General features: G+C 58.4%; 21 protein-coding genes, 1 tRNA gene and 1 pseudogene. 15 read left to right on the top strand and 8 right to left on the bottom strand.

Annotated features, from left to right (window positions below; all coding sequences use genetic code 11):
• Window positions 1–123 precede the first annotated feature (123 nt).
• The 9 genes from ruvX to E0L15_RS02585 all read left to right on the top strand — a co-directional run bounded on the left by ruvX (window position 124) and on the right by E0L15_RS02585 (window position 8,796).
• Window positions 124–543 carry a Holliday junction resolvase RuvX gene (gene ruvX, locus E0L15_RS02625; protein ID WP_168124465.1) on the top strand — a complete coding sequence of 140 codons (420 nt, stop codon included), beginning with the start codon at window positions 124–126 and terminating at the stop codon, window positions 541–543.
• 22 nt (window positions 544–565) lie between these two features.
• Window positions 566–1,210: a hypothetical protein gene (locus tag E0L15_RS02620; protein WP_143482908.1), complete on the top strand. Its 645-nt coding sequence runs from the start codon at window positions 566–568 to the stop codon at window positions 1,208–1,210.
• An 827-nt stretch (window positions 1,211–2,037) separates the two neighbouring features.
• Window positions 2,038–2,406, top strand: a complete 369-nt coding sequence (locus tag E0L15_RS02615; RefSeq protein WP_168124464.1) for a GntR family transcriptional regulator — start codon at window positions 2,038–2,040, stop codon at window positions 2,404–2,406.
• A gap of 2 nt (window positions 2,407–2,408) precedes the next feature.
• The gene (locus E0L15_RS02610; RefSeq protein ID WP_168124463.1) at window positions 2,409–3,761 is read left to right on the top strand and encodes a hypothetical protein; all 1,353 of its coding nucleotides are present in this window, start codon (window positions 2,409–2,411) and stop codon (window positions 3,759–3,761) included.
• A 142-nt stretch (window positions 3,762–3,903) separates the two neighbouring features.
• Window positions 3,904–5,457 carry an ABC transporter substrate-binding protein gene (locus E0L15_RS02605; RefSeq protein ID WP_168124462.1) on the top strand — a complete coding sequence of 518 codons (1,554 nt, stop codon included), beginning with the start codon at window positions 3,904–3,906 and terminating at the stop codon, window positions 5,455–5,457.
• Window positions 5,458–5,514: 57 nt separating this feature from the next.
• On the top strand, window positions 5,515–6,459 hold the full coding sequence (locus E0L15_RS02600) for an ABC transporter permease (RefSeq protein ID WP_343223921.1): 945 nt from the start codon (window positions 5,515–5,517) through the stop codon (window positions 6,457–6,459).
• A gap of 6 nt (window positions 6,460–6,465) precedes the next feature.
• Window positions 6,466–7,266 (top strand): ABC transporter permease, encoded by an 801-nt coding sequence (locus E0L15_RS02595; protein ID WP_168124461.1) that lies wholly within the window; start codon window positions 6,466–6,468, stop codon window positions 7,264–7,266.
• Window positions 7,266–8,072, top strand: a complete 807-nt coding sequence (locus tag E0L15_RS02590) for an ABC transporter ATP-binding protein (protein WP_087369753.1) — start codon at window positions 7,266–7,268, stop codon at window positions 8,070–8,072. Before E0L15_RS02595 ends, E0L15_RS02590 begins: the two co-directional genes overlap by 1 nt.
• Entirely contained in the window at window positions 8,065–8,796 is a 732-nt protein-coding gene (locus tag E0L15_RS02585; protein WP_087232452.1) for an ATP-binding cassette domain-containing protein, read from the top strand. Before E0L15_RS02590 ends, E0L15_RS02585 begins: the two co-directional genes overlap by 8 nt.
• A gap of 54 nt (window positions 8,797–8,850) precedes the next feature.
• On the opposite strand, the pseudogene E0L15_RS02580 reads toward E0L15_RS02585, so the two are convergent.
• Both E0L15_RS02580 and treP read right to left on the bottom strand, forming a co-directional pair.
• Window positions 8,851–10,222 (bottom strand): annotated as a pseudogene (locus E0L15_RS02580) (alpha-amylase family glycosyl hydrolase).
• A 10-nt stretch (window positions 10,223–10,232) separates the two neighbouring features.
• Complete coding sequence (treP, locus tag E0L15_RS02575) at window positions 10,233–11,951, bottom strand: PTS system trehalose-specific EIIBC component (RefSeq protein ID WP_168124460.1); 1,719 nt, start codon at window positions 11,949–11,951, stop codon at window positions 10,233–10,235.
• A 246-nt stretch (window positions 11,952–12,197) separates the two neighbouring features.
• Between treP and E0L15_RS02570 the strand changes: the two genes are divergently transcribed.
• A complete protein-coding gene (locus E0L15_RS02570) occupies window positions 12,198–12,941 on the top strand; it encodes a UTRA domain-containing protein (RefSeq protein WP_168124459.1) in 744 nt (247 codons plus the stop codon).
• A gap of 58 nt (window positions 12,942–12,999) precedes the next feature.
• On the opposite strand, the gene E0L15_RS02565 is transcribed toward E0L15_RS02570, so the two are convergent.
• The gene (locus E0L15_RS02565) at window positions 13,000–13,515 is read right to left on the bottom strand and encodes a hypothetical protein (protein WP_168124458.1); all 516 of its coding nucleotides are present in this window, start codon (window positions 13,513–13,515) and stop codon (window positions 13,000–13,002) included.
• Between the two features lie 161 nt (window positions 13,516–13,676).
• Between E0L15_RS02565 and E0L15_RS02560 the strand changes: the two genes are divergently transcribed.
• A complete protein-coding gene (locus E0L15_RS02560; protein ID WP_168124457.1) occupies window positions 13,677–13,997 on the top strand; it encodes a helix-turn-helix transcriptional regulator in 321 nt (106 codons plus the stop codon).
• Window positions 13,998–14,258: 261 nt separating this feature from the next.
• On the opposite strand, the gene E0L15_RS02555 is transcribed toward E0L15_RS02560, so the two are convergent.
• Window positions 14,259–14,335: transfer RNA gene (locus E0L15_RS02555), tRNA-Pro, on the bottom strand.
• Between the two features lie 185 nt (window positions 14,336–14,520).
• On the opposite strand from E0L15_RS02555, the gene E0L15_RS02550 reads away from it, so the two are divergent.
• Window positions 14,521–15,036, top strand: coding sequence for a YcxB family protein (locus E0L15_RS02550; RefSeq protein WP_168124456.1), 516 nt, complete (start codon window positions 14,521–14,523; stop codon window positions 15,034–15,036).
• Window positions 15,037–15,084: 48 nt separating this feature from the next.
• Here the strand turns inward: E0L15_RS02550 and E0L15_RS02545 are convergent, their stop codons facing one another.
• The 4 genes from E0L15_RS02545 to E0L15_RS12615 all read right to left on the bottom strand — a co-directional run bounded on the left by E0L15_RS02545 (window position 15,085) and on the right by E0L15_RS12615 (window position 18,158).
• Window positions 15,085–15,837 carry a carboxymuconolactone decarboxylase family protein gene (locus tag E0L15_RS02545; protein WP_168124455.1) on the bottom strand — a complete coding sequence of 251 codons (753 nt, stop codon included), beginning with the start codon at window positions 15,835–15,837 and terminating at the stop codon, window positions 15,085–15,087.
• 14 nt (window positions 15,838–15,851) lie between these two features.
• A complete protein-coding gene (locus E0L15_RS02540) occupies window positions 15,852–16,826 on the bottom strand; it encodes an alpha/beta hydrolase (RefSeq protein ID WP_168124454.1) in 975 nt (324 codons plus the stop codon).
• Between the two features lie 14 nt (window positions 16,827–16,840).
• On the bottom strand, window positions 16,841–17,377 hold the full coding sequence (locus E0L15_RS02535; protein WP_087390734.1) for a flavodoxin family protein: 537 nt from the start codon (window positions 17,375–17,377) through the stop codon (window positions 16,841–16,843).
• A 169-nt stretch (window positions 17,378–17,546) separates the two neighbouring features.
• Window positions 17,547–18,158 (bottom strand): 4Fe-4S binding protein, encoded by a 612-nt coding sequence (locus E0L15_RS12615; protein ID WP_347565966.1) that lies wholly within the window; start codon window positions 18,156–18,158, stop codon window positions 17,547–17,549.
• 68 nt (window positions 18,159–18,226) lie between these two features.
• Between E0L15_RS12615 and E0L15_RS02525 the strand changes: the two genes are divergently transcribed.
• The 3 genes from E0L15_RS02525 to trxB all read left to right on the top strand — a co-directional run bounded on the left by E0L15_RS02525 (window position 18,227) and on the right by trxB (window position 22,409).
• A complete protein-coding gene (locus tag E0L15_RS02525) occupies window positions 18,227–20,974 on the top strand; it encodes a LamG-like jellyroll fold domain-containing protein (RefSeq protein WP_168124453.1) in 2,748 nt (915 codons plus the stop codon).
• A 168-nt stretch (window positions 20,975–21,142) separates the two neighbouring features.
• Window positions 21,143–21,466, top strand: coding sequence for a thioredoxin (gene trxA / locus E0L15_RS02520; RefSeq protein WP_087369736.1), 324 nt, complete (start codon window positions 21,143–21,145; stop codon window positions 21,464–21,466).
• A 13-nt stretch (window positions 21,467–21,479) separates the two neighbouring features.
• Entirely contained in the window at window positions 21,480–22,409 is a 930-nt protein-coding gene (trxB, locus tag E0L15_RS02515; protein ID WP_168124452.1) for a thioredoxin-disulfide reductase, read from the top strand.
• Window positions 22,410–22,513: the final 104 nt, after the last annotated feature.

Here is a 22,513-nt window from a genome sequence, read left to right as displayed (position 1 = left end):
AAAATGCGCACAAAAAGAAAGCCCTGCTCACAGGTGCATCTAGCATATCACAGGGGTGAGGGGTTGTCAAGAGAAAATTTATCCTTTATAATCGTTTTACCAAACAATCAGGAGGACGAACCTATGCGAGTGATGGCGGTGGACTACGGAGACGCCCGGACCGGGGTGGCCATTTCCGATGCCTTGGGGATGCTGGCGGGATTCACCACGGTGATTCACAGCCGGAAGGCGGACCAGGTGGCCCAGGAGATCGGCAAACTGGTGCAAGAGCACCGAGTGGAGGAGCTGGTCATGGGCTTTCCCCGGAACATGGACGGCACAGAGGGCCCCCGGGCGGAGCTGTACCGGGCCTTTGCCCAGCAGCTTCAGGAGGTGACGGGGATGGAGGTGCACCTGTGGGACGAGCGGCGCACCACCATTGAGGCCCACCAGATTCTCCACGCCTCGGGGAAGAAGATGAAACAGCATAAAAAGAATGTGGACGCCGTGGCCGCTACCTTAATATTAGAGGGGTATCTCAATAAACTGCGACGCAATTTCTGAACGTAGCCGAATGGGGGAAGTTATGAACCAAACACTATCCCGTACGCTAATGCGTTACTTTGAAAATCCAAACAATGTATGGCAATATGGTAATTCTGTGCTATACAATATGTGTGCTCAGGAACCTTACCATAATAAGAAAGACGTTATTATAGGAAAACTGTGGTTAATTGGGCGTAGTTATTCGGCTGCACTAGAAAGAAGAAAAACAGGAGATGGTTGTGACTCAACGGAATTTTATGCCGATGTAGTAGCACCAAAGATGTTGGAAATCGGAGATGAACTCGATAGAAGAATAGGAGTGTTGAAGGAATATGATAGGCTGACAGACGATAATCTAGATAGTCTACTTAGTACTCATATGTTTCTGACAGATGTGTTTAACCAATTAACGAAGCTGGATAAGAGGTCTTTAGCGTCCAAGTACTTACACTTTCATTCTCCAAATGCAGTTTATATCTATGATAGTCGGGCAAGCAATGCAATCAGGAAAGTTGTTAGAAAGAATAAATATCAGCTATACAAACACTATTCCTGTGGGTGTGATACTATTTATGCAGATTTCTGTGTGCGAGCATTGAATTTGCAAGAATTGGTCTCTCAAAAATATGGGAGAATTTTATCATGTAGGGAGATAGATGATTTCCTGTTATATTATACTGACTGATTGAGCAGTTTTATAAAGATGATAAAGTATAAACATTAGTGGAAAGTAGGGGAGTGGCTTGCCCCTCCCGAATCTCTCAGGACAATGCCGGGGAGCCAGCGGGTTGGGCAAGCCACGGCCCTTACCACAGCACCACAGGGGGGCGTCAGATGCTCTCGGCGGCGGGAACGCCGCACCCGCCGGACTAGGCCCGGATGTGGAAACCGCCCAGCTGTAGGGCCAGCTGCCCAGTGCGGCCTGGTGTGGTGGCACGCCTAGGCGCCACAGCAGGAGTGACGGGCCGACTATAGCCTTGACGCATGTACATTTCAGTACCCCAGGGAGGTCCTTAGGGGGGAACGCCCTAAGCGGGTTTTGGTTCCTTTTGACCGAGCAAAAGGAACCCCCAGCGGGAAGCGTCCCCTCCAGGCTGGCAAGCCTGAACTAGGATGTTGAGAAGAACAATCCCCCAGTCAGCCGGACGACTGATAGCTCCCTTTGCATAAGGGAGGCGTTCGGCCTGGTGGAGGTCAGAGAGCTGTTTCCATTGACCGGGGCTGGAACTTCTGGTACACTAATCGTAGGATCTGTACACGGTAAGCATAATACCTTTTGTGATTTTGGGGTGAACCGTATGAAATGGAAGAACATGATTTCCCCGGTTTTGTCTGTGCTGGTGCTGGTTCTGATGGCCCTATGGGGCGTAGGTATGGTGTCAAACCAGGGACATACCCCATAGAGCTCCGCTTAATGGGACGCAAAGTCAACCCCGCGAGGGGTTGACTTTTTATATCTCTTGTATTATAATTTGTAATACAAACAAGACAAAGAGAGGACGGTGAACCCTCATGCTGCTGCAATTGGATTTCAACAGTGAGCGACCCATTTACCAACAGATTCGGGACCAGATTGTGGTGGGCATTGCCCAGGGGGTCTTATCCCCGGGGGAGAAGCTGCCCACGGTGCGGGCCCTGGCCGATGAGGCCGGGGTGAACATGATGACGGTGAGCCGTGCCTACCAGCTGCTGAAACAGGAGGGGTACATCACCACCGACCGGAGAAGCGGGACCGTGGTCAGTGCCCGAGAGGGAGCCCAGACCGTGTCGGAACAGACCATGAAGCGGTTAAAACTGGCCCTGTCCGAGCTGCGGGTGGCCGGGTGGAGTCGAGCGCAGGTGCTGGAACTGTGCCAGAAGCTATATGAACAGGAGGGGTGACTATGATCGTTCGGTTGATTCTTTGGGCGTGTGGAATTATCATCATACCGCTGATGTTTTGGCAGCTGAACAACGAGACCAAGTTTAAAAAGAACATTGCCCTGGGGGTCACGCTGCCCTATGTGGGCCGCACCCACCCCCAGACCGTGGAGCTGTTGAACCGGTTCCGCCGTATTCTGCGGTGGATCTGCCTGGGCTTGCTGGTATCGGTGGTGGTGCTGGTGCTTTTGCCCATGTCCACGGGGCTGTCCCTGACTGTGTGGCTGATTTGGATTGATGTGGCTATGGTGCTGCCCTTCATCCCCTATGTGAAGTACCACAAAAAGCTCAAGGCACTGAAACAGGAACAGGGCTGGTACCCGGAGGTGCCCCGCACCCATGTGGTGAACCTCACCGCCGCGGCCCAGGCGGAGAAGCCCATCTCGCCCGTTCAGTTTTTGCTTCCCCTGGTGGTGAGCTTGGCGCCCCTGGTGTGGGGCATTGTGAAACAGGATTGGCTGATGACCGCCCTATTCCTCACCGGGCCGGTGTGTGTGTTGCTATTCTGGGCCCTGTATCAGTGGGCCATGCGGCGGCGGGCGGAGACGGTGGACGAAAATGAGAGCCTCACCCAGACCCTCACCCGCATCCGCAGGAGAGCCTGGCGGCGGAGCTGGGTGTGGGGCAGCTGGTTTATGGCAGGGGTCAACCTGGCCATGTGGTTGTCTCTGTCCCACCCGGTTTGGGGCCTGGTGGTGATGTTGGCCCTCACCGTCCTCTTTCTGGTGCTGGCGGTGGGGCTGGAGTTCCACCTGCGCCACCAGCAGGAGCGTCTCACCGCCCAGAGCGGCCAGACCTACTATGTGGACGAGGACAAAAAGTGGATTTGGGGCATGTTCTACTATGACCCCAACGACACCCACTTGGTGGTCAACAACCGCATCGGCATGAACACCACCGTGAACCTGGCCAAGAAAAGCGGCCGGGTCATCATGGGAGCTACGGCGGTTCTGATGCTCCTGATGCCCCTGTTCGGTGTGTGGGTGATGGCAGAGGAGCGCAGCCCTGTGACCCTCACCCTCACCGATACTGTCCTGGTGGCAGAGCACGGCTGGGATCACTATGAGATTCCCCTGGCGGACGTGGACCAGGTGCAGCTGCTGCAAGAGGAGCCGGAAGGGCTGCGGCGCATTGCTGGCACGGCCATGGACAACGTATATAAGGGCCGCTACCAGAGCGACGAGTACGACAAAATCACCGTGTGCATGGACCCCCAGGAGGGGCCCTGGCTGCTTATCACCATGGACGACGGCACCGTCTACCTGGTAGGGGATGGGGCTGAGGACATGGCGGGCCTGTATGAGCAATTGAAATAAGTGGCAAAGTGTGGCGCAGGGGGCCTCCCTGCGCCACACAAATTGTGCAAGAAATACCTTGCAATTCTGCTCCTGTGTGTTAGAATAGACCGGACAACTGAATACAGTTGCGAGAAAAGCAGAAACGAAAGGAAGAAGCAAAATGCCCAAGTTCACGAAACGGGCCCTTTTGCTGCTGCTGGCCGGGGTCATGCTCTCGGCTTCACTGTACGGATGTACAGGAGGCACGAACAATAGCGCCACCCCCACAGCCTCTGCACAAACGGGCGAGTTATCCAAAGGAAACTCAGTCACGGTAGGTATCGCACAGGATTTGGACAGCCTGGACCCCCACAAGGCGGTAGCCGCGGGGACCAGTGAAGTGCTGTTCAACATCTTCGAAGGACTGATGAAAGCCAGTCCCGACGGCGGCGTCATTCCCGCTGTTGCCAGTGACTACACAGTTTCCGACGACGGACTTCAGTACACCTTTACCCTGCGGGAGGGTGTGAAGTTCCACAACGGCAATGCAGTCACCATGGAAGATGTACTATACTCCTTGGAACGCTGCGCCGGGTCAGAGAACGATGGAACGCCTCTGATTTCGGCGTTTTCTAATGTCACCAGCATGGAGGCCACCGACGACACCCATGTGGTGCTCACCCTCAAAGAGCCCAATCTGGAGTTTATCAACTCCATGACTGCCGCCATCATCCCTGCAAATTCCAGCGACACCATTGCCACCACTCCCATCGGCACCGGTCCCTTCGCCTTCACCTCCTACACTCCTCAGCAGAGCATGGAGATGAAGAAGTTTGACGGCTACTGGGGCGAGCCTGCCCAGCTGGACAAGGTGACCTTCCGCATCATCACCGATGTGAACACCCTGGTGATGGGCTTGCAGGGCGGCACCCTGGACATGGTCATCCACCTGCCCAATTCGGTGCGCAAGGAGGTGGAGAAGCAGTTCACCGTGCTCCAGGACACCATGAAGCTGGTGCAGGCCCTGTACCTGAACAACGACGTCAAGCCCTTTGACGACGTGCGGGTGCGTCAGGCCATGTACTACGCCATCAATGTCCCTGAGATCATCGAATTTGTGTGTAACGGGGACGGCGTGGCCACTGGTACCAGCATGTACCCCGCCTACACCAAGTATTTCATGCCCGAGCTGGCGGAAAACTACCAGCAGGACCTGGAAAAGGCCAAGCAGCTGCTGGCTGAGGCCGGTTATCCCGATGGCTTTACCATGACCATCACCGTGCCCTCCAACTACACCCAGCATGTGGAGACCGCTGAGGTGGTCTCCCAGCAGCTGGCTCAGGTGGGCATCACCGCCAACCTCAACCCCATCGAGTGGGAGAGCTGGGTCAGCGATGTGTACCGTGGCCGCGACTTTGAGTCCACCGTGGTGGGCATCGCCGCCAGCGACATGACCGGCCGGGAGATGCTGGAGCGCTACGTCAGCGACAACCAGAAGAACTTCATCAACTTCAACTCAGAGGAGTATGACCAGGTGATGGAGAAGGCCCTGACCACGCTGGACCAGGGCGAGCAGACCCAGCTTTACAAGCAGGCCCAGACCATCCTCAACGAAGAGGCCGCCAGCCTGTGGATTCAGGACCTGTGCGACCTGGTGGTGATGAATCCCGCCCTGGATGGCGTGACCTTCTATGCCACCTATGTGCTGGACATGAGCACCATCCACTATAAATAAGAGACCAACGCTTTGGGGGCCGCACCTGCGGCCCCCAAATTGCAAGAGGTGAGATGTATGATGAAAACCCTGGTCAAGCGGGTGCTGCTGCTGATTGCCACCCTGCTGCTGGTGACCATCCTGGCCTTTGTGGCCTTCTCCATCATTCCTGGCGACCCCACCTCCTCCATCCTGGGGGTGGAGGCCACCCAAGAACAAATCGCAGCCCTCCGAGATCGGCTGGGGCTGGATTTGCCCATTTGGCAGCGGTACCTCCACTGGCTGGGGGGCCTGCTCACCGGGGACCTGGGGGAGTCCTACAACTACGGCATGCCGGTGGCTCAGCTGCTGGCTACCTGCGTCACCCACACCCTCACCCTGGCGGTGCTGGCCTTTGTGCTCATTGTGGCCATCTCTCTGCCCCTGGGTATCATCGCCGCCCGGTATGAGGGGGGCGTGGTGGACCGGGTGCTCACCATCCTCAACCAGATCACCATGTCGGTGCCCAACTTTGTGGCGGGTATCTTGCTGGTGTATGTGTTTGGACTGGTGCTGCGCCTGTTCCAGCCCGGGGCCATTGTCACCCCCCAGGCCGGCTGGGGCCCCTATCTGTGGTACATGCTCTTTCCCGCCCTGGCGGTGGCCCTGCCCCGGTCGGCCATGACGGTGAAAATGCTGCGGGGCTCCATCCTCAGCGAGCTGGGCCAGGACTACATCCGCACGGCGTACAGCAAGGGCAACTCCAAGACCTCGGCCCTGTGGCGGCATGTGCTGCGCAACGCCATGATTCCCGTGGTCACCTTCCTGGCCATGACGGTGGCGGACATTATGGCCGGTTCCATTGTGGTGGAGCAGGTCTTCGGCATCCCCGGCCTGGGCAAGATGCTGGTGACCTCCATTGGCAACCGGGACTATCCGGTGGTGCAGGCCATTGTGGTGCTCATCGCCACGGTGGTGGTGGTGTGCAACTTCGCCGCCGACTTGCTCTACCGGGTCATGGACCCCAGACTGAGAGGACGGTGAGGCGAGATGACAAAACGCAACTGGTATGGACGGCTGGGCCTGGTGCTCACCGTGCTCATGGTGGGCTTTGCCGGGGTGGGTATGTTCTGGACCCCCTATGAGCCCACCGCCATGGTGGGAGCGGACCGGTATGCCGCCCCCTCTCTGGCCCACCCCTTCGGCTGCGATCAGCTGGGCCGGGACATCCTGTCCCGCACCATGGAGGGAGCGGGCAGCACCCTGATGATCGCCCTGGCCGTGCTGGCCATCGGCTTTGTGGCCGGACTGCTCATCGGCGCCTTCTGCGGCTACTTTGGGGGCGTGGTGGACGCCCTGGTCATGCGAATTTGTGACGCCCTGGCCGCCTTCCCCAGCATCCTGCTGGCTCTGGTGGTGTTGGCGGTGATTGGCCCGGGCAAGTATAACGTCATTGGAGCTTTGGGCATTCTCTTTATCCCCAGCTTTGCCCGCCTGGTGCGGGGGGAGTTCCTCAAGGTCCGGGACCGGGACTTTGTGCGCTCGGCCCGGCTCATGGGGGTGTCCAATGGACGCATCCTCTTTGTCCACATCCTGCCCAACACCTGGCCCACCCTGTTGTCGGGGCTCACCATTGGCTTTAACAATGCGGTGCTTTCCGAGGCGTCCATGAGCTATCTGAGCATTGGCGTCACCGCCCCCGACGTGAGCCTGGGACGGATGCTCAACGAGGCCCAGGCGGTGTGGTCCACCGCCCCCTGGTGTATGCTCTGTCCTGCCCTGGTGGTGGTGCTCACCATCCTGGGCGTGAGTTTGCTGGGTGAGGGCCTGCGGGAAAGGATGGCGGCATGATGTTACAGATTGAACATTTGAAAATTGCATTTCCCAACCCCAAGGGTCATTTCGAGGCGGTGAAGGACTTCTCCCTCCATGTGGAGGAGGGCCAAGTCATCGGCATTGTGGGAGAGTCCGGCTCAGGCAAGTCCATGACCGCCCACGCCATCATGGGCCTGCTGGACCGGAAGAGCGTCCAGGTCTCCGGCTCCATCCGCTTTGAGGGAGTGGAACTGCTGGACCTCACCCGCAGCCAGATGCGCAGCTATCAGGGTAAGGACCTGTCCATCATCTTCCAAGAGCCCATGACCAGCCTCAACCCCACCATGAAGATTGGACCCCAGGTGGAGGAGGCCCTGCGCATCCACACCAAGATGCCTCCCAAGGAGCGCAAACAGCGGGCCCTGGAGGCCATGGCCCTGGCCGGGCTGCCCAATGGGGAGCAGTTGTACCACCAGTACCCCCACCAGCTGTCTGGCGGTATGCGCCAGCGGGTGATGATTGCCGCCGCCCTGGTGCTGCGGCCCAAGCTGCTCATCGCCGATGAGCCCACCACCGCCCTGGATGTCACCATCCAGGCACAGATTCTGGACACCCTCAAGGAGATCAACCGGAAAGAGGGCATCGCCATTTTGTTCATCTCCCACGACCTGGGTGTCATCCGGGCCCTGTGCCACCACGTAGTGGTGATGCAGCAGGGGGAGATCGTGGAGGCAGGGGACGTGGAGCAGGTGTTCCACCACCCGCAGCAGGCGTATACCCAGCGGCTCATCGCCTCCCGCCCCACCCGAACCAAACTGAAAGCAGGTGGCAGCCATGGCTGAGAAACCAATGGTAAACATCCAGGGCCTCAACAGCTACTATGGAAAGGGCAAGGAGCGCAAGCAAGTGCTGCGCAACGTCTCCCTCACCCTGGACCCTGGCGAGGTGCTGGGCATTGTGGGAGAGTCTGGCTCCGGTAAATCCACCCTGGCCAAGTGCCTGTTGGGGGTGGTAAAGGACACCGAGGGCACCTTGGAGGTCAACGCTTTCCGGCCTCAGATGGTGTTTCAGGACCCCTACGGCTCCCTGAACCCCGCCAAGTCGGTGGGCTGGTTTTTGGAGGAGCCCCTGCGGGTGCTGGGGGTGAAGGACAAGAAGGAGCGGAAGGCCCAGGCCATTGACATGCTGCAGCAGGTGGGTCTGGGGGAGGAGCACTATTCCCGCCGCCCCTCCCAGCTCTCCGGCGGTCAGCGCCAGCGGGTGGCCATTGCCGCCGCCCTCATCGGGGGCAGCCGCCTCATTGTGCTGGATGAGCCGGTGTCCGCCCTGGACGTGACCATGCAGGCCCAAATCCTCCAGCTGCTGGTGGACTTGAAGGCCAAGTTCCGCCTGTCCTACCTGTTCATCTCCCACGACCTGGCGGTGGTCTACCAGATCTGCGACCGGGTGGCGGTGATGTACCAGGGGGAGATTGTGGAACAGGGGGACGTGGACACCATCTACGACAACCCCCAGCACGACTACACCAAGAAATTGCTCCAGGCCTCTCTGGCATTAGAAGAATGAGACTGTAAAAATACCCCACAGACCAAATCCGGTCTGTGGGGTATTTGGCATAAATCAGTGGCATTCTTTCAGCAGTAGCACCGACTCATAGGGCCGCAGGGTCCACACGGCTTGAGGCACGCTGTCTGAGTAGTTGGACAGCAGCACCCGGTATCCATCCAGCTCCACGGGAGCCTTCCACACGCACTCCTTGCGGTAGAAGTTGCTGACACAGATGAGCTCCTGGCCCTGGTACTTGCGCTGATAGGCCAGCACGGCAGGGTGGTCGGGAGTGAGGGGGGTGAAGTCCCCCTGAGCGAACACGTCGTACTCGTGGCGCAGGCGGATGAGGGCCTGATAGTGGGCGAAGATGGAGTCCTTGTCCTCCACCTGGGCTTGGGCGTTGATGGTGGCGGTGTTGGGGTTCACCGAAATCCAGGGCTCCCCGGTGGTAAAGCCGCCCTGGGCGGTGGCGTCCCACTGCATGGGGGTGCGGCTGTTGTCCCGGGAGTGCACCTTGAGGATGTTGTACACGCTCTCCTCGCTCATGCCCTTGTCCCGGAGAATCTGGAAGTGGTTGAGGCTCTCCACATCCCGGTACTGGTCCAGGCGGGTGAAGTTGGCGTTGGTCATGCCCAGTTCCTCCCCCTGGTAGACGTAGGGGGTGCCCCGCATGGCGTGGACGATGTTGGCCAGCATCTTGGCGGACTCCTTCCAGTACTCCCCCTCGTCGCCGAACCGGGACACCACCCGGGGCTGGTCGTGGTTGCACCAGAACACGGCGTTCCAGGCGTTGTGGGCGGCCATCCCCCTCAAAGTCGTCGGCGTACTCTCCCTTGCTGATGAGGTTCACCACGTCGAAGCGGAAGCCCTTCACGCCCTTGCCCATCCAGAAGCGCACAATGTCCTGGACTTCTTTCCGCACGGCGGGGTTCTCCCAGTTCAAATCCGCCTGGGTCTTATCGAAGAGGTGGAGGTAGTATTTGCCCAGCTGGGGCACGTACTCCCAGGCGTTGCCGCCGAACTTGCTCTCCCAGTTGGTGGGCGGGGTGCCGTCGGGCTTGCCGGGGCGGAAGATGTAGTAGTCCTGGTACACCGGGTCCCCGGCCAGGGCCTTCTGGAACCACTGGTGGTGGGTGGAGGTGTGGTTAAACACCATGTCCAGCATGATGCGGATGTTGTGGGCCTCCGCCTGGTGTACCAGCTCCTCGAAGTCGGCCATGGTGCCATACCGGGGGTCAATGGCCCGGTAGTCCGCCACGTCATAGCCGTTGTCGTTCTGGGGGGAGACGAAGAAGGGGGTGAGCCAGATATAGTCCACACCCAGCTTTTCCAGGTAGTCCAGCTTGGCGGTGACCCCTTTCAGGTCCCCCAGACCGTCCCCGTTGGTGTCCAGAAAGGACTTGGGGTAGATCTGATATACTACACTGTTGCGAAAGTCTTTCATAGTAGGTTCCTCATTCCATGGTGATGATGGCGGTCTGGCCGGCCTGGGCGTCCAGTCCGGTGTGGAAGTTGAAGTGAGCAGAGCCGGGCTCTGTGATGACAAAGGCGGTGGTGGTGGGGTGTCCGGCGGCACGAATCTTCTCGGGGTCAAAGGTGATGAGCTTGTCCCCGGTGTGCACCCGGTCCCCCTCCTTTACGTGGAGCTGGAAGCCGTCGCCGCCCATGGTGACGGTGTCCATGCCTACGTGGATGAGCAGCTCTACGCCGTTGTCCAGCAGCAGTCCACAGGCGTGCTTGCTGTCCTCGATGACGGTGGACACGGTGGCGTCCAGCTTGCGCTTGCCCACAATCAGGGTGAGTACGAAGGGCACCACGATGGCCACAGCCATGGCCAGCAGGAAGGTGAGGTAGAACTGGGGCTTGATGGACAGGATGCCAGGCAGACCGCCCACGCCGATGGAGTAGGCCTCAGAGCCGGTGACAATGGAGATGACAGCGGCCAGGCCGGAGCCGATCATACCGCACACCAGGGGAAAGCCGTACTTCATGTTCACGCCGAACAGGGCGGGCTCGGTGACGCCCAGGTAGCAGGAGATGCAGGCGGGGATGTTCACCTGCTGGGCCCGCTCATTCTTCTTCTGGAGCACTGCCATACCCAGCACCGCAGAGCCCTGGGCGATGTTGGACAGGGCGATCATGGGCCACAGGATGGTGCCGCCGTACAGGTTCACCAGCTGGGTGTCGATGGCGTTGGTCATGTGGTGCAGACCGGTCATGACGATGGGGGCATAGAACAGGCCGAACACGGCGGCAAACAGCCAGCGCACGGAAGAGGTGAGGCCGGCGTAGACCACCGAGGCGATGGCGTCGCCGATGGCCCAGCCGATGGGGCCCACGATGGTGTGGGCGATGATGACCGCAGGCACCAGGGAGAAGAAGGGGACCACGATCATGCTAATGACTTCCGGACAGAGCTTTTTCAAGCCCTTTTCCAGATAGACCAGCACAAAACCAGCCATCATGGCGGCGATGACCTGGCCCTGATAGCCGATCATCTGTACCTGGGCAAAGCCGAAGTCCCACACGGGGATTTCCGTAGCGGTGGCCACAGAGAAGCCGTTGAGCAGCTGGGGAGAGACCAGAGTCAGGCCCAGGATGATGCCGAGAATCTGGGTGGTGCCCATCTTCTTAGAGATGGACCAGCAGATGCCCACGGGGAGCATGTGGAAGATGGCCTCGCCGATGAGCCACAGGAAGCTGTACACGCCAGCCCAGAACTGGGAGGTATCCGCCAGGCTCATGGTGCCGTCGGCAAAGAAGTTGATTTCACCGATGATGTTGCGGAAGCCCAAAATCAGACCGCCGCAGATGAGGGCGGGAATGATGGGGGCGAAGATCTCGCCCAGAGTGCCCACCGCCCGCTGAATGAGGGACTGGTTGGACTTGGCGGCGGCCTTCACGGCGTCCTTGCTTACGCCTTCCACTCCGGCGTAGGCGGTGAACTCCTTGTAGAATACCGCCACGTCATTGCCGATGATGACCTGGAACTGTCCGGCCTGGGTGAAGGTCCCTTTTACGGCGGGGATTTTCTCAATTTCGGCCACGTCTGCCTTGTTGGGGTCCACTAGCACGAACCGCATCCGGGTCATGCAGTGGGAGACGGCCTGGATGTTTTCCCGTCCGCCGATGAGAGGCAGCAGCGCCTCTACGTCTCGTTGATACTTGGACATATGCCCATCCTCCTTCTTTTCTGCACGGAAGCCTCGTTTGTTCCGGGTCCCAGCTCCCTGTGTCTCTGTTGATATTAACGATACACCACTTGTTTAAACAAGTCAACTTGACAAAGGTGATAAACATTCCTCCCAATTTTTAGGCATGTGTACAATTCAGCGGGGGCGGGGTGGGGGACATTGACAAGGTAGAGGGGATATAGTATCTTAAAAGGATAGAGCCTGTTTTGACAAGGTGGAAGAAATATGCCGCGAGAAAAGTTTACCCAAATTTATGCCGCCCTGAAATCCCGCATTGAGTCGGGGGTGTACCCGGTGGGGCAGCTGCTGCCGTCGGAAAATACCCTCATCGGGGAGTTTTCCTGTTCCCGCAACACGGTGCGCCGGGCCATTTCCGAGCTGGTCCGGGACGGATATGTGCAGACCAGCCAGGGCAAGGGCGTTTGCAATATTTTTCAGCCCATTGAGCGCTCGTCCTATACCATGGGCACCATTGAGTCCTTCCGGGAGACGGCCCAGCGCACGGGCCAGCACACCGCCACCCGGGTGGTGGAGCTGGAGCGGTGTGTAGCGGGGGTGAACATCTCCCTGCAAACCGGGTTTCCGGTGGGGACGGAGCTGTTTTCCCTCAGCCGTGTCCACGAGATGGACGGCAAGCCCATCATTTTAAACCACAGCTATCTCCGGGTGGACTGTATGCCGGATTTGACGGAGGAGATCGCCCAGGGCTCCCTATACCGCTACTTGGAGGAGGAGCTGGGCATGGTGATCGTCACCAGCAAGCGCACCATCACCGTGGAGCCGGTCACCGGGGCGGACAAGAAGTGGCTGGACCTGGGAGAGTACAACTGCGTGGCGGTGGTGAGCAACCAGGTGTACAACAGCCAGGGCGTGATGTTTGAGTACACCCAGTCCCGGCATGTGCCCAGCATTTTCCGGTTCCAGGACAACGCCGTGCGGCGGGCTGGGGCGAGAAATCCACTTGTTTAAACAAATATATAACAGTTACTGCCCAGACATTGTACGTCTGGGCAGTAACTGTTTTGCTTTAAGGGATTGTATAGAATGGAAAGTGGTATAGTTGAGAAAATGAGTCATCGCTTTCCGCTATATTCATGTGTTTTTTGCCTATCTTTTTCACATATTGAAACGTCTGGTAAGCACCACCATATGAATGATCAATGTATAGAATAACCAGATCGGAACGGTCAACCATTGCCCGGTTTCGGATTTGAAATGCAACTTTATAATGTGCTGCTGCAGCTTGCTCACAAATTTCTATTTCGTCATAGTATGCAAGGAAGGACCGTTTGTTGTTGCGATACTCGGCAGTGGAATATGGCATATCCCAAATGAGCACACTGTTATCATTACGAATCTGTCTTTTGCACTTGCGTATGGTTGAAGATACGATTTGATCAAATTCTCCATTGCGCCCTACAAGAAATTCTATAAAATCATTTTCTTGCAGCAGATGTGAAATGATTTTTTCCAAGTTCTGCTCCGTTTGAAGTGGGGCTTTCATTTGTCGATGACCAAAAAAGCTGACTGTCGTGGTGCGCATACAATCGCCTCCAAATGGGAAGTGGTAGTGTAATCGTCAAGAATATTATATATTAGTAATTATACTACCAATTGACGGAGGAGTAAATCGTAAATTAACTATTACAGTACCAACGCCATCCCCTGGTTCGTAATAAAATAACGAAAAAGGGAGGGAAGGCAATGGTTGATATGCCATATGAAGATTTCATTAGAACTCGTATTACCGAATTGAGGATGGCCAAAGATGTGTCCGAGCATCGCATGAGCCTGGATTTAGGTAAAAGCGGCTCTTATATTCGAGGCGTCACCAGCGGAGCGGCCTTGCCATCCCTGAAAGAGCTGTTCAACATCATTTCGTACTTCGATATGACGCCGGGAGAATTTTTTGCTCCCTTGGAACAGGATGATTCCGCTTATCATAAACTTTGTGAGCGGTTGAGGTCGTTAAGTGAGGAAGATTTGGAGAAGGTAGCCACGTTTACCAAGTGGATTACCGGATAATTCGCACATAAATAAAACCTGAGTAGCTGGATGGCTACTCAGGTTTTGTTTTTGGTGCCCGGTAGCAGGTGTGCTCTAGAAGGTCAAGAGAAGTTTTCCGGCGACAGGACTTGAACCTATGGCCCCCAGAGCGGACGCTCTGGAGGCCATAGGGCGGCGGATTTTATGTGCCTGACGGCACCAAGAGGCCGCAGGTTCACCAAGCATACAGACCAATAAAAAAGGACACCACCGACCTTTGTCGATGGTGTCTTTTTTAGTTGGTCCGAGTGACAGGACTTGAACCTGCGGCCTCTTGACCCCCAGTCAAGCGCGATACCAAACTTCGCCACACCCGGATCTGAACCGAACTATGACATAATAGCACATGACTTTTGAAATTGCAAGAGGGAAATCAAAAAAAGTTGAAAAAATTTTCGGCCATTTCCAGGGCTCCATCTGGTAAGTGGAAATCTTGCATTTTCCACTGCGGGTTTGCTATACTGTAAAAGAAACAACCGCGCCAAGTTAGGAGGGAATCTCTATGGAATATAGCTGCTATACCATCTATGACCGCCACACTCTGGCCGACATGTCCCGAGCGCTGCGGAAAACCGTTCGGAAGAAGACCGCCCGTCGGTGGTGGATGGCGGGATGCCTGCTTCTGGTCCTGGGGCTGTCCCTCCTGCTGGAGCCCGGCGAACGGCTGTGGTTCAAAGCCGTAATCCTAGTGGCCGTGGTGTGCCTGTTTGTGGTGCAGGGCTGGGGCGACGGCCTCAACGCCCTGATGGCCCAACGCCGCATGTTGCCGGGCAGTGAGCTGTGCAGCAGCAGCTTCTACGGGGACCACTATGAGTGCAAAATCTCCGGCGCCACCACCAGCTGGGAGTATGGGAACATCCTGGCCATCGCGGAGACCCGGGACTATCTGATCTTTGTGCTGGGGAAAAACCACGCCCAGGCGTTTGCCAAGCGAGAGTTAAAAGGGGGTACTGTGGACTCTTTCCGCAGCTTCCTGGAGCATAAGGTGGGAAAACCCGTGGAAAAGATCGGCGGATAACCAAATAGACGACAAAAGGGGGTGACGGTTCCGTCACCCCCTTATTGTTTACTTGAGTTTGTTGTATTCCGCGTCGGAGACGGCCTCCAGCCATTCGTTGGAGCTGTTCTCACCGGGAACCTCCAGAGCCAGGTGGGAGAACCAGCTGTCGGGAGCGGCCCCGTGCCAGTGCTTGACCCCGGTGGGAATGTTCACCACATCGCCGGGGTGCAGCTCCTGGGCCTCCTTGCCCCACTCCTGGTAGTAGCCACGCCCGGCCACACAGATCAGCATTTGACCGCCCCCTTGAGTGGCGTGGTGAATGTGCCAGTTGTTCCGGCAACCCGGTTCAAAGGTCACATTGAACACCCCCACCTGGCTGGTGGACAGGGGGTGCAGATAGCTCTGCCCCACGAAATACTGGGCAAAGCCGTCGTTGGGCGCGCCGATGGGGAAGACCATCTCCTGCTGATGCCGGGCCTTGCCGTCTGCGTCATTTTCCTCCGCCCACACCTCTTTGGACATGCGGAAGGCGGCCCAGGCCTTGGGCCAGCCAGCGTAGAAGGCGGCGTGGGTGAGAATCTCGGAAATTTCCTGTCGGGTGATGCCGTTTTGCTTGGCGGTGGTCAGGTGATACTGGAAGGAGCTGTCCACCAGCCCCTGGGCCATGAGGGCCACCACGGTGACCAGGGAGCGGTCCCGAAGGGAGAGTTTGTCCTCTCGACTCCACACCTCTCCGAACAATACATCGTCATTCAACTGGGCAAACTTAGGGGCGAACTTCCCCAGAGCGTCCCGGCCTGCGGTCTGCTTTACTGCCATCTCAAGGGCCTCCTTTATGCCAAATACGCGTGGAAGAAACTTGTGATCTTATCAAAGGGAATGATGTCCTTCCGGTCATACAGATCGGTGTGGACAGCGTCGGGGATGATGAGCAACTCTTTATTGGAGGTGTAGGGGTTGCCCTCCACCATGTGGGCGAAGGCGTCCCGGCTGAAATAGCAGGAGTGGGCCTTTTCCCCGTGGAGCATCAGCACGGCACTGCGGATTTCGTTGGTGTAGTGCAGAATGGGCATGTTGACAAAGGACAGGGAAGAGGTCACATTCCAGCCGTCGTTGGAGTTGAGGGACCGCTCGGTGTACCCCCGCTGGGTCTTGTAGTAGTCGTAGTAGTCCTTGAGGAAGAAGGGGGCGTCTTCCGGCAGCGGGTCCACCACACCCCCGGCCCGGGCGTAGGTGCCGGACTGGTAGTCCTGGGTGCGCTGGGCGTTGAGGGCTTGTTTCATCTCGTACCGGGCGTCGGCGCTGTCGGTGGAATCAAAGTAGCCCTTGGCGTTGACCCGGCTCATGTCATACATGGTGGAGGTGACCGTGGCTTTGATGCGGGTGTCCATGGCGGCGGCGTTGAGGGCCATGCCGCCAAAGCCGCAGATACCCAGAATGCCGATCTTCTCCCCGTCCACAAAGTCCTGGGTGGCTAAAAAGTCCACGGCGGCGGAGAAGTCCTCAGTGTTGATGTCGGGGGAGGCCACGTTGCGCACCGCACCGCCGCTCTCTCCGATAAAGGAGGGGTCAAAAGCCAGAGTGGCAAAGCCACGGCTGGCCAGCTCTTCGGCGTACAGCCCGGAGCACTGCTCTTTTACCGCCCCGAAGGGGCCGGACACCGCCACAGCGGCCAGCTTACCCGTTGCATTCTGGGGCAGGTACAGGTCTCCTGCCAACTCAATGCCGTAGCGGTTGTGGAACTTCACCTTCTCCCGGCGCACGGTGTCCCGGAGGGGGAAGGAATATCCGTTGTACTTGGATTCCATGGCGTATTCCCTCCTTACACGTTCTTGCCCATCCGGTAGGCAGCGTCCAGCTTGTCCTGGCCCATCTCGCCGGGATCGTTGGCGCCGCCGCCCCGGACCACACCCGCCAGTCGGGCCCGCTCAAAGCAGGCAATCCAGCCGTTGAGGCCGTGGACAGGTCCATCCGAGGCGCTGTCCTCCTCCTCAGCGGAGGCGGTGAGCAGGTAGATGTCCCGGAAGGCGTAGTCGGAGTCATACAGGGAGTTGGCCCGGTCCAGCAGGGTCTTCATCTGACCGGCCATCTCATAATAGTAGACCGGAGTGGCAAAACAGATGACGTCCGCCGCCCCCATCTTCTCCACAATGGCGTTGGCGTCGTCCTCAATGACACACCGGTGGGCCTCCAGACAGGCCATGCAGCCGTTGCAGAAGTGCAGCTGTTTCCCTTGCAGGGAGACAAGCTCCACCTGGTGCCCAGCGTCCTGGGCGCCCTGGGCAAACTGCTGGGCCAGCAGATGGGAATTGCTGCGGGAGCGCAGGCTGGTGGAGATGACCAAAACGTGTTTACTCATATGAGTTCCTCCTTATGTGAGTGGATCTTTGATTCTGATTCTAACACTCCAGAGATAGAATCACCAATACTTATACAGAATGCATCACCATGCTTAAAACCTATACTTGAGGAAAGGAAAGAGGTGTTGGCCCCCGTTGGATGGGGACCAACACCTCTTTGTGGTACGGTTACAGGAACAGCTCGCCCTCTTTCCGGTCCGAGCAAACCTTCTTCAAGGCCACCTGTGCGGCGGTGAGCATGACGGGGTTTACCTTCCGGGCACCCTGGGGACACACGGCCACGCAGCGCATGCAGGAGATACACAGCTCCTTGTCGGTGCGGCTGGGGTCGGCGGGGTCAATGGCCTGGACGGGGCACTGCTGGGCACACAGGCCGCAGCGGTTACAGTCCTTGGCGGGCTTGGGCACCATGCCGACTCCGCCCGCCTTTTTGTAGGGGCGGTTGCCGGGCAGCGTGGGCTGGGAGTGATCTCCGGCTTGCAGCTTGTCCCAGATGTTCCGTCCAAAGTCCTGCAATCGGAGTTTGTCCTGGCTGTCTGGACGTCCGGCGGCGTACTGGTGGGCGATGGAGTGCTCGGCAATGGCGGCCACTCCGGCCACCACCTGGAAGCCTGCCTGGACGGCGGCGTCCTCCAGCTCCACCAGGGTGTCCTCATAGGCCCGGTTGCCATACACGCACACCAGCACCGCCTGGGCGCCGTTGCCCTGCATGGCGGTTAGACGCTGGACGGCAGGGGCGGGAACCCGGCCAGCGTAGGAGGGCACGGCAATGACAGCCACATCTTCTGCGGTGTAGAAAGGACTCGATGATCATGCATCATGTTTGGAAACGAGGAGCGGTAGCCTGCATGGCTGCAGCTCTGCTGATGGGCTCTGTGCCCGCTCTGGCTTGGCAGGCCCCTGAGGATGACGCCTGGCAGGCTGCCAGCCGGGAGGGCGTGGCCGCCCGCTTCTTTGTGGGAAGCGATGTGCACATCGGCCGCAATAGCGACGCCGATGCGAAGCTCACCAACGCCCTCAACGTATTTGAAGAGATCGACCCCCAGGCGGACGGTGTGCTGCTGGTGGGAGATGTCACCAACAACGGCGCTGCCAGCGAATACGATTGCTTGATGGAGCTCATCCTTGCCAATCCTCTCTCGGAAAAAGTGGTGCTGGCCATGGGCAACCACGAGTATAACAATGCTGCGGGTGCCGTGGAGCGCTTTGAGAGCAAGACGGGCCAGGAGACCAACGAGGTCCGCTATTACCGGGATGACAGCGGGGCGCTCACTGCCACAGCGGAGAATGCGGAAGCTCCCGTGATCGTGCTGGGGCACCACGGCATCCGCAACACCGCCTATGTGACCCATGAATGGTATGGCAACTACGGGGAGGGGACCGACCGTGATATGGTGGCCCTGATGAAGGAGTATCCCCAGGTCATTCACATCTCTGGCCACTCCCACTCCACCCTGGAGGATGCCCGGTCCATCTATCAGGACGATGGCTACACCGCCATCCAGGACAGCACCATAGGCGCCTATTTTGAAAATGAGAGCGGAAAGGTGGACCCCAATACTGGAAGCGGGGAAACCTGTCCTGTGGATGCCGAAGAGTCCTCTCAGGCCCTGCGCATTGACGTGATGGAGGACGGCACGGTGGATATCTACCGCTTGGACCTCACCGACGGGGACTATATGTACGCCGAGGAGCCCTGGACCTTTGATGCCAACGATGCCAGTGACCGACCCTATACCAGCGCTCGGGCCGATCAGAGCGATGTGCCCAGCTTTGCCGCAGATGCCGCCGTCACGGTGAGCGCTGTGACCAAGAACTCCGCAGTGGTTCATTTCCCTGCCGCTCAGGCCGCCAGCGATGAGAACGTGGATATGATTCAGGCCTATCGCATCACCCTCACCCCGGACAACGGCGGTGCTGCCAAAACGGTCCAGGTGTTCAGCGACTACTACAAGGATGCCAGCCGTCAGCGGGAAGAGTGGACGGTAAAGGTCACAGGACTGGAGCAGGGCGTCACCTATACCCCCTCTGTGGAAGCCCTCACCTCTTATGAGAAGGCCAGCACTCCCATCACAGGCGAGGCCTTTAACACCTCCAATCCTGCCTATGTCACCCCCCAGGCGGACGTGTTGAATGTGGACTTTGACCTGGATCAGACCGGCACCGATGTCAACGGCCACGAGATCAAAGTCTTTGGACAGCCTACCGTGAAGTACGATGAAGAGCTGGGCCGCAACGTGATGGTCTTTGACGGCCAGGATGACGGCCTGCGCTATGCCATGAGCCAGAGCGACTACACCGAACTGGTGGACGGAATCACGGTGGAGCTCTACTACAAGCCCCTGGACAACAAAAACAACGACCCCATGGGAAATACCCAGCTGTCCGGTTTCTGCTTTGAGCAGAAGAGCGGCACCAATACGGTGGAGTTCTGGACCCGTGTGGGTGGGACCTATGTCAAGCCCGCAGCTCAGGTCACCCAGGGCGCCTGGAACCACCTGGTGGGCACCTTCGACGGCAGCTCTGTAAAACTCTACCTCAACGGTGAGCTTCAGGACACCAAGTCTGCTTCGGGCAGCATGGCAGTGCCCCCTCTCTACATGTTCCTGGGCGGTGATACCACCAGCAACGGCAATCTGGAATACGCAGCCAACTGTGAGATCGCCCTGGCTCGCGTGTACACCGGTGCCATGAATGCTGAGGACGTGCAGAAGGCCTATGAGGAGGCCACTCAGCCCGATGATGTCCAGCCCGGCGAGGTAAACACCTATCTGCTGGAGAAGACCGTGGAGTATGCCCAGAGCCTGGTGGACTCGGGTGCCACCAACGGTGTCACGGACGCCGCCAAGGCCGCCTTTGACAAAGCCCTGAGCGATGCCAAGGCTGTCTTGGAGAAAGCAAACCCCAGCCAGGCTGAGGTGGATGCCGCTTGGGACGCCCTGCTGGAGGGCATTTGGGCCCTGGGCCTGGTAAAGGGTGACGTGACCATGCTGGAGCAGCTGGTGGCAAAGGCCGAGGCCATGGTGGCCGAGCAGGACAAGTACGTGCAGACCGACTGGCAGCAGCTGGTGGACGCTTTGGCCCAGGCCCAGGAGCTGCTGGAAGACAGCGGCAATGCCTTGGCAGGGGATGTGGAAGAGGCCAGCGAAGCACTGTTGAACGCCATTCTGGCCCAGCGCTACAAGGCCAACAAGGAGAACCTGGAGGATATTCTGAACCAGGCTCAGGCTGTGGACCTCTCCGGCTATACCGCCCAGAGCGTGGCCGTGTTCCAAGCTGCATTGGCTGAGGCTCAGGCGCTGATGGCGGACGAGACCCTCAGCGTGGAGGATCAGGACGCGGTGGACGCCGCGGTGGAAGCGCTGGCCTCCGCCATGAACGGACTCACCGCTGAGACCACTCCCCAGCCCACTCAGACCCCTGAGGCCAGCCAGACCCCCGAGGCCACTCAGAAGCCTGTGGTGTCTGAGAAACCCGAGACCAACGTACCCCAGACGGGGGATGCCAGCCAGCTGGCTGCCATGGTGGGCGTGCTGATGAGCAGTGCCACCGCTCTGGGCGGCGTGGCCATTGCCCGCAAGCGCCGCAACGGCTAAGCGGATACGTAGACCATCACACAGAGTAGAAACAAAGCAGGTCGCAGTCAATTAGCTGCGACCTGCTTTTCAGTGTCAAAGAATGGGCCGTGTTTGGTGATGTGGTCACAGAAGAAATCTCGCAGTTTGGGTATACTAACCTCAGACAAAGGAAAGGAGCTGACCCACATGGCGGCGATCAATATAAATAAGGAACAATTTCAACAACTGACCCAGGGCGATCAGCCCGTGCTGGTGGATTTTTGGGCACCCTGGTGCGGCTACTGCCGCCGGATTGGCCCCGCATTTGAAAAGATTGCAGAAGAGTATGGACAGCAACTGGTGGTGGCCAAGGTGAACATCGACGAGGAGGCCCAGCTGGCTCAGGAGCAGCAGATTGAGGTGATTCCCACCCTGGTGCTGTACCGGAACGGGGAGGCCATCTCCTCCATTGTGGCCCCCGAGTCCAAGGCTATGATCGACCAGTTCATCCGCCAAGCGTTGGAGCAGTAAGGAGGAGACGGTTATGGGCGAACACCACATCTATGATATGATCATCGTGGGCGGCGGGCCGGCCGGTTACACCGCCGCCCTGTACGGGGCCAGAGCTGGACTGGATACCCTGGTGCTGGAAAAGCTGTCCGCCGGGGGCCAGATGGCACTGACGCAGGAGATTGACAACTACCCCGGCTTTGAGGACGGGGTGGATGGCTTTACCCTGGCGGAGAATATGCAGCGTCAGGCGGAGCGGTTCGGAGCCAAGACGGAGTACGCCCAGGTTTTGCGTATGAATCTCACAGGGGCACCCAAGGAGCTGGAGACCAGCGAGGGGACCTTCTACGCCAGAACGGTGGTTCTGGCCACCGGGGCCAACCCCCGGGAGCTGGGCTTAGACCAGGAGGCCGCTCTGGTGGGGAAAGGCGTGGCCTACTGCGCTGCCTGTGATGGCATGCGGTACCGGGATAAGACGGTGGTTGTGGTGGGCGGCGGCAATTCCGCCGCTGAGGACGCCCTTCTCCTCAGTCGAGTGGCCCGGAAGGTGATTTTGGTGCATCGGAGAGACACTCTGCGGGCCACCAAGGTGTACCACCAGCCTCTGATGGAGGCGGAAAACGTGGAGTTCCGGTGGAACAGCACGGTGGAGGAGTTGCTGCACGAGGACAAGGTCACCGGCGTGCGGCTCCGGGACGTGAACACCGGGGCGGAGACCACGGTGCCCTGCGACGGGGTATTTATCAGCGTGGGCAGAAAGCCCGCCACCGAATTGGTGCAGGGACAGCTGGAGCTGGACCGCGGGGGCTATGTGGTGGCGGATGAGACCACCGCCACCAATCTTCCCGGGGTGTTTGCCGTGGGCGATGTGCGCACCAAGCTGCTGCGCCAGGTGGTGACGGCAGTGGCAGACGGCGCGGTAGCCGTGCACATGGCCGAGGAATATTTGGCCGCCACCAACTAAACGTGTGTTTTGTGCAAAAAACGGGCCTGTTGCAAAATAGGCCAGAACAACAAAACGAGAGGCTAACCTTTTTGGGGGTTGGCCTCTCGTTTCATTTGCTTTAC

Origin of the sequence: Pseudoflavonifractor sp. SW1122 (assembly GCF_012027765.1) — a bacterium.
Classification (GTDB): Bacteria; Bacillota; Clostridia; order Oscillospirales; family Oscillospiraceae; genus Enterenecus; species Enterenecus faecium.
Note: the sequence above shows the minus strand (reverse complement) of the source record. Positions and strands in the feature narration are given on the sequence as shown.